Below are 5,719 nucleotides of genomic sequence, written 5' to 3' on the forward strand. Positions count from 1 at the left end.
CGCATTAATGCGCACCGGTATAAATGCCGCACCTGCGGGGGACTCAAGCCTGATCGCGGAAAACAGGCATAAAAAAAGCGGACCGGGGTCCGCTTCTGTGAAGGCTTTTCGGCGCTTACGCGTAGCCGTAGCTCATCAGGCGCTGATAGCGGCGGTTAAGCAGCTCTTCCGTGCTCAGCACATCGAGATCGGCCAGATCGGCCAGCAGCTGCTGCTTGAGCGCTGCCGCCATGTCCACCGGATGACGGTGCGCGCCGCCCAGCGGTTCCGGGATGATCGAATCGATCAGCTTCAGCTCTTTCAGACGCCCGGCGGTAATGCCCATCGCTTCTGCGGCCAGTGGCGCTTTGTCGGCGCTCTTCCACAGAATCGACGCACAGCCTTCCGGTGAGATCACCGAATAGGTGCTGTACTGCAGCATATTCACTTTATCGCCAACGCCAATCGCCAGCGCGCCGCCGGAACCGCCTTCGCCGATCACGGTACAGATCACCGGGATCTTCAAACCGGACATCTCGCGCAGGTTGCGGGCAATCGCTTCAGACTGACCGCGCTCTTCCGCGCCCACGCCCGGATAGGCACCCGGCGTGTCGATGAAGGTGATCAGTGGCATCTTAAAGCGCTCGGCCATCTCCATCAGACGCAGTGCTTTACGGTAGCCCTCGGGTGCTGGCATACCGAAGTTACGCCGGATTTTCTCTTTGGTTTCGCGGCCTTTCTGATGGCCAATGACCATCACCGGACGCCCATCCAGACGAGCGATACCGCCGACAATAGCTTTATCATCGGCATAGGCGCGGTCACCGGCCAGCTCGTCAAAATCGTCAAACGCATTGCGGACATAGTCCAGCGTGTAAGGACGCAGCGGATGGCGCGCCAGCTGCGCAACCTGCCATGCACCCAAATCGGAGAAGATTTTACGGGTCAGCTCGACGCTTTTCTCGCGCAGACGCTGCACTTCTTCATCCAGATTAATATCGTGTTTCTCATCCGAACGACCAATCGATTTCAGCGAGTCGATTTTCGCTTCCAGTTCAGCGATTGGCTGTTCAAAATCCAGGTAATTAAGACTCATAATGTTCCTGTTTTAGTCAAACTCCAGTTCCACCTGCTCCGACCCTACTAACGACCGCAAATCGTTGAGTAAACGATCGCTGGGCGAAATACGCCACGCTGCACCAAAGCGCAGCTTCGCCCGCGCATCTGCTCTCTGATAATAGAGATGCACCGGAATGGTCCCGGAGCGATGAGGCTCCAGAGACTGGCGGAGACGGTTTAAAAGCTGGTCATCAATTTGCCTGTCCGTCAGCGAGATAGCAAGTCCGCGCGCGTATTTTTCCCGCGCTTCGTCGATGTCCATGACTTCCCGGGCGGTCATTTTAAGCCCACCGCTAAAGTCATCAAAGCTGACCTGTCCACTGACGATCAGGATACGGTCCTTCTCCAGCAGCTGCTGGTATTTATCTAACGCATCGGTAAATAACATCACCTCAAGACGGCCAGAGCGGTCGTCAAGAGTACAGATACCAATTCGGTTGCCGCGCTTGGTGACCATGACGCGGGCGGCAATCACCAGCCCGGCCGCAACGGTCACTTTACCACGTTCTGTTGGATGCATGTCTTTCAGGCGCATGCCGCCAACGTAGCGCTCAATTTCTTTCAGATACTGATTGATCGGATGGCCGGTGAGATACAGACCGAGCGTCTCACGCTCGCCATCCAGCTGCACCTGTTCCGGCCACGGCGTTATGGCCGCGTAAGATTGCTCAACCTGCTCGGGCTCTTCGGCCAGCACGCCGAACATATCCGCCTGTCCCGTCGCTTCGGCTTTGGCATGCTGATCCGCCGCCTTCAGGGCGTCACCCAGCGCGCTCATCAGCGCCGCGCGGTGCGGGCCAAGACGATCGAACGCGCCGGACATGATCAGTTTTTCCAACACGCGACGGTTGATCTTTTTGGTGTCGGTGCGTGCGCAGAGATCAAACAGCTCTTTAAAGTAGCCGCCCTGATTACGCGCTTCGAGGATCGCTTCGATCGGCCCCTCACCCACGCCTTTGATGGCGCCGATGCCGTACACGATCTCCCCGTCATCGTTGACGTGGAACGGATAGAGCCCGGAGTTAATGTCTGGCGGCAGCACTTTCAGCCCCATGCGCCAGCACTCATCCACCAGTCCAACCACCTTCTCGGTGTTATCCATATCGGCGGTCATCACCGCCGCCATGAACTCGGCCGGATAGTGCGCTTTCAGCCACAGCGTCTGATAGGAGACCAGCGCATAAGCAGCAGAGTGCGACTTGTTAAAGCCGTAGCCTGCGAACTTCTCCACCAGATCGAAGATTTTCATCGACAGTTCGCCGTTGATGCCCATCTTCTCAGCACCGTCCTGGAACACCGAACGCTGCTTGGCCATCTCCTCTGGTTTCTTTTTACCCATGGCACGACGCAGCATATCTGCGCCGCCCAGCGTATAGCCGGACAGTACCTGGGCAATCTGCATCACCTGTTCCTGATAGAGGATGATGCCGTAGGTCGGCTCCAGCACCGGCTTCAGGCTCTCATGCTGCCACTGAATGTCCGGGTAGGAGATGGCTTCACGGCCGTGCTTACGGTCAATAAAGTTATCGACCATGCCCGACTGCAGCGGCCCCGGACGGAACAGCGCCACCAGTGCGATCATATCTTCGAAGCAGTCCGGCTTCAGTCGCTTGATCAGATCTTTCATGCCGCGCGATTCAAGCTGGAACACCGCGGTGGTTTCCGAGCGCTGCAGCATGTCGAAGCTTTTTTTGTCATCCAGCGGGATGGCGGCGATATCGATCGGCGGTAAACCCTGCTTTTCGCGCCGCGGGTTGATCATCTTCAGCGCCCAGTCGATGATGGTCAGCGTGCGCAGGCCGAGGAAGTCAAACTTCACCAGTCCGGCGTATTCCACGTCGTTTTTATCGAACTGGGTGACAGGGAACTGGCCGTTCTCATCGCAGTACAGCGGCGCAAAATCGGTGATTTTGGTCGGCGCAATGACCACGCCACCGGCGTGCTTGCCGGCGTTACGCGTGACCCCTTCCAGCTTGCGCGCCATGTCGATCAGCGCTTTGACCTCTTCGTCAGCTTCGTAGATCTCCGGCAGCTGCGGTTCCGCCTGGAACGCTTTTTCCAGCGTCATGCCCGGATCCGGCGGGATCAGTTTTGAGATGCGATCAACAAAGCCGTACGGATGCCCCAGCACCCGACCAACGTCGCGAATCACCGCTTTCGCCGCCATGGTACCGAAGGTGATAATCTGCGACACCGCATCGCGGCCGTACATCTCAGCCACGTGATCGATCACCTGGTCACGTTTTTCCATGCAGAAGTCGACGTCAAAGTCGGGCATCGAGACACGTTCCGGGTTAAGGAAACGTTCGAACAGCAGGTCAAACTCCAGCGGATCGAGATCGGTAATTTTCAGCGCGTAGGCCACCAGTGAACCGGCACCGGAACCACGCCCCGGCCCCACCGGAATGCCGTTGTCCTTCGACCACTGGATAAACTCCATCACGATCAGGAAGTAGCCGGGGAAACCCATCTGGTTAATGACGTTGAGCTCGATGTCGAGACGCTCGTCATACTCCGGCCGGCGTTCGGCACGCACCTGCTCATCCGGGAAGAGAAACGCCAGGCGCTCCTCCAGCCCTTCGCGCGACTTCATCACCAGGAAATCTTCGGTCGACATGTCGCCGGTCGGGAATTGCGGCAGGAAATATTCGCCGAGGCGCACCGTGACGTTACAACGCTTAGCAATCTCTACGCTGTTTTCCAGCGCTTCCGGGATGTCCGAGAACAGCTCGCACATCTCCTCTTCGCTGCGCATATATTGCTGAGGACTGTAGTTGCGCGGACGTTTAGGATCGTCCAGCGTGTAGCCGTCGTGAATCGCCACGCGGATTTCATGGGCATCAAAATCTTCTTCGTTGAGGAAGCAGACTTCATTGGTGGCCACCACCGGCACCGATTCAGCAATCGCCAGCTCAACCGCGGCGTGCAGATAGGCCTCTTCGTCTGGCCGGCCGGTGCGCGTCAGTTCCAGATAGTAGCGGTTGGGGAAATGCTGCTGATAGAAACTCAGGCACTGCGCCACCAGCGCGTTATTGCCGCGCAGCAGGCTGCGACCGACGTCACCGCGCCGTCCGCCCGACAGCAGAATCAACCCTTCGCCCTGCTCCAGGAGCCAGTCGCGATCGATAATCGGTCCGGCGATACCGTAACCGCGCTGGTAAGCGCGCGAAATCAGCAGCGTCAGATTCTGGTAACCGGTGTTATTAGCCGCCAGCACGGTGAGCTGCGTCAGCTCATCGCCCATCAAATCGCTGGCCACCTGGAAGTCGGCCCCGACGATCGGTTTGATACCGGCGCTGTGCGCGCTGCCATAAAAGCGCACCAGCCCGCACAGGTTGGTGTAGTCGGTGATGGCAATGGCTGGCATGCCGAGCGCGGCCGCCTTTTTTACCAGCGGCCCGGTCTTGGCCAGACCATCAACCATGGAGTAATCGCTGTGTACGCGCAGATGTATAAAACGAGGTTCAGCCATATCAGTTTCCGGTTAAAACAGCGTCAGGCTATTAAAGCGTAGTCGGCTGGCGCGCGGCCAGCACATCAGCATCAATCAGGGCGTTACGCACCGGCGCAAAGCTGCGGCGGTGGTGAGGTGTGGCACCAAACTGCGTCAGTTTTTCCATGTGCAGCGCGGTCGGATAGCCTTTGTGCTGGGCGAAACCGTACTGCGGAAACAGCAGGTCCAGCTCAGCCATTTCACGGTCGCGCGTGACTTTGGCGATGATCGAGGCGGCGCTGATTTCCCGCACCAGACTATCGCCCTTCACCACCGCCTGCGACGGCATCGGCAGCGCCGGACAGCGGTTGCCATCAATCAGGACAAAATCCGGTGCAATATGCAGACCGGCAACCGCGCGCTGCATCGCCAGCATGGTGGCGTGCAGGATGTTCAGCTGATCAATCTCTTCCGGTTCAGCGCGGCCCAGGCTCCACGCCAGCGCTTTCTCTTTGATTTCATCAAACAGCGCAAGGCGGCGCTTTTCAGACAGCTTTTTGGAATCCGCCAGGCCGGCAATCGGCCGCGCTGGATCGAGGATCACGGCGGCGGTCACCACGGCACCGACCAGCGGGCCACGTCCGACTTCATCAACGCCGGCAATCAGCCGGGCATCAGGATAGATAAATTCAGCCATTGGCAATCTCCAGTACCGCATCCGCCGCCTGTTCGTCGGCGTTCCAGCGAATCTGCTGATGCAATTGGGTGAAAGTGGCCAGCAGCGCGTCACGCTCCGGACCGGCATGCAGCAGCGGCTCCAGCGCCGCGGCTAACGCTGCAGGCTGGCACTCCTCCTGCAGCAGCTCCTGCACCAGCTCACGGCCGGCCAGCAGGTTAGGCAGCGAAACGTACGGGGTTTTCACCAGCCGCTTCGCCAGCCAGAAGGTGAACGGCTTCATACGATAGCCCACCACCATCGGGCATTTCGCCAGCATGCACTCCAGCGCTGCAGTGCCGGAAGCCAGAATCGCCGCGTCGCTGGCGATCATCGCCTGGCGCCCTTTGCCATCCAGCAGGTGCATCGGCAATTCCGGCGCGACGCTGGCTTTAATCTGCTCGAACTGCGCGCGCCGCTTCGCGTTAACCAGCGGCACCACGATCTCCAGCGCCGGATAGCGCTGGCGCAGC

Annotated in this window: 4 protein-coding genes; all 4 read right to left on the reverse strand. The window is 58.8% G+C overall.

The window, feature by feature from the left end; translation table 11 throughout:
• Nucleotides 1-115: 115 nt before the first annotated feature.
• Nucleotides 116-1,075, reverse strand: a complete 960-nt coding sequence (gene accA / locus ERD80_RS16910) for an acetyl-CoA carboxylase carboxyl transferase subunit alpha (RefSeq protein WP_021507476.1) — start codon at nucleotides 1,073-1,075, stop codon at nucleotides 116-118.
• Nucleotides 1,076-1,087: 12 nt separating this feature from the next.
• Nucleotides 1,088-4,570: a DNA polymerase III subunit alpha gene (gene dnaE, locus ERD80_RS16915; protein ID WP_136547733.1), complete on the reverse strand. Its 3,483-nt coding sequence runs from the start codon at nucleotides 4,568-4,570 to the stop codon at nucleotides 1,088-1,090.
• 31 nt (nucleotides 4,571-4,601) lie between these two features.
• Nucleotides 4,602-5,228, reverse strand: a complete 627-nt coding sequence (gene rnhB / locus ERD80_RS16920; RefSeq protein ID WP_058759533.1) for a ribonuclease HII — start codon at nucleotides 5,226-5,228, stop codon at nucleotides 4,602-4,604.
• On the reverse strand, nucleotides 5,221-5,719 hold a 499-nt coding region (gene lpxB / locus ERD80_RS16925; RefSeq protein WP_136547735.1), incomplete at its 5' end, for a lipid-A-disaccharide synthase. The genes rnhB and lpxB, both read right to left, overlap by 8 nt.

This window comes from Pantoea sp. R102 (assembly GCF_004916815.1).
Lineage (GTDB): Bacteria > Pseudomonadota > Gammaproteobacteria > Enterobacterales > Enterobacteriaceae > Pantoea > Pantoea dispersa.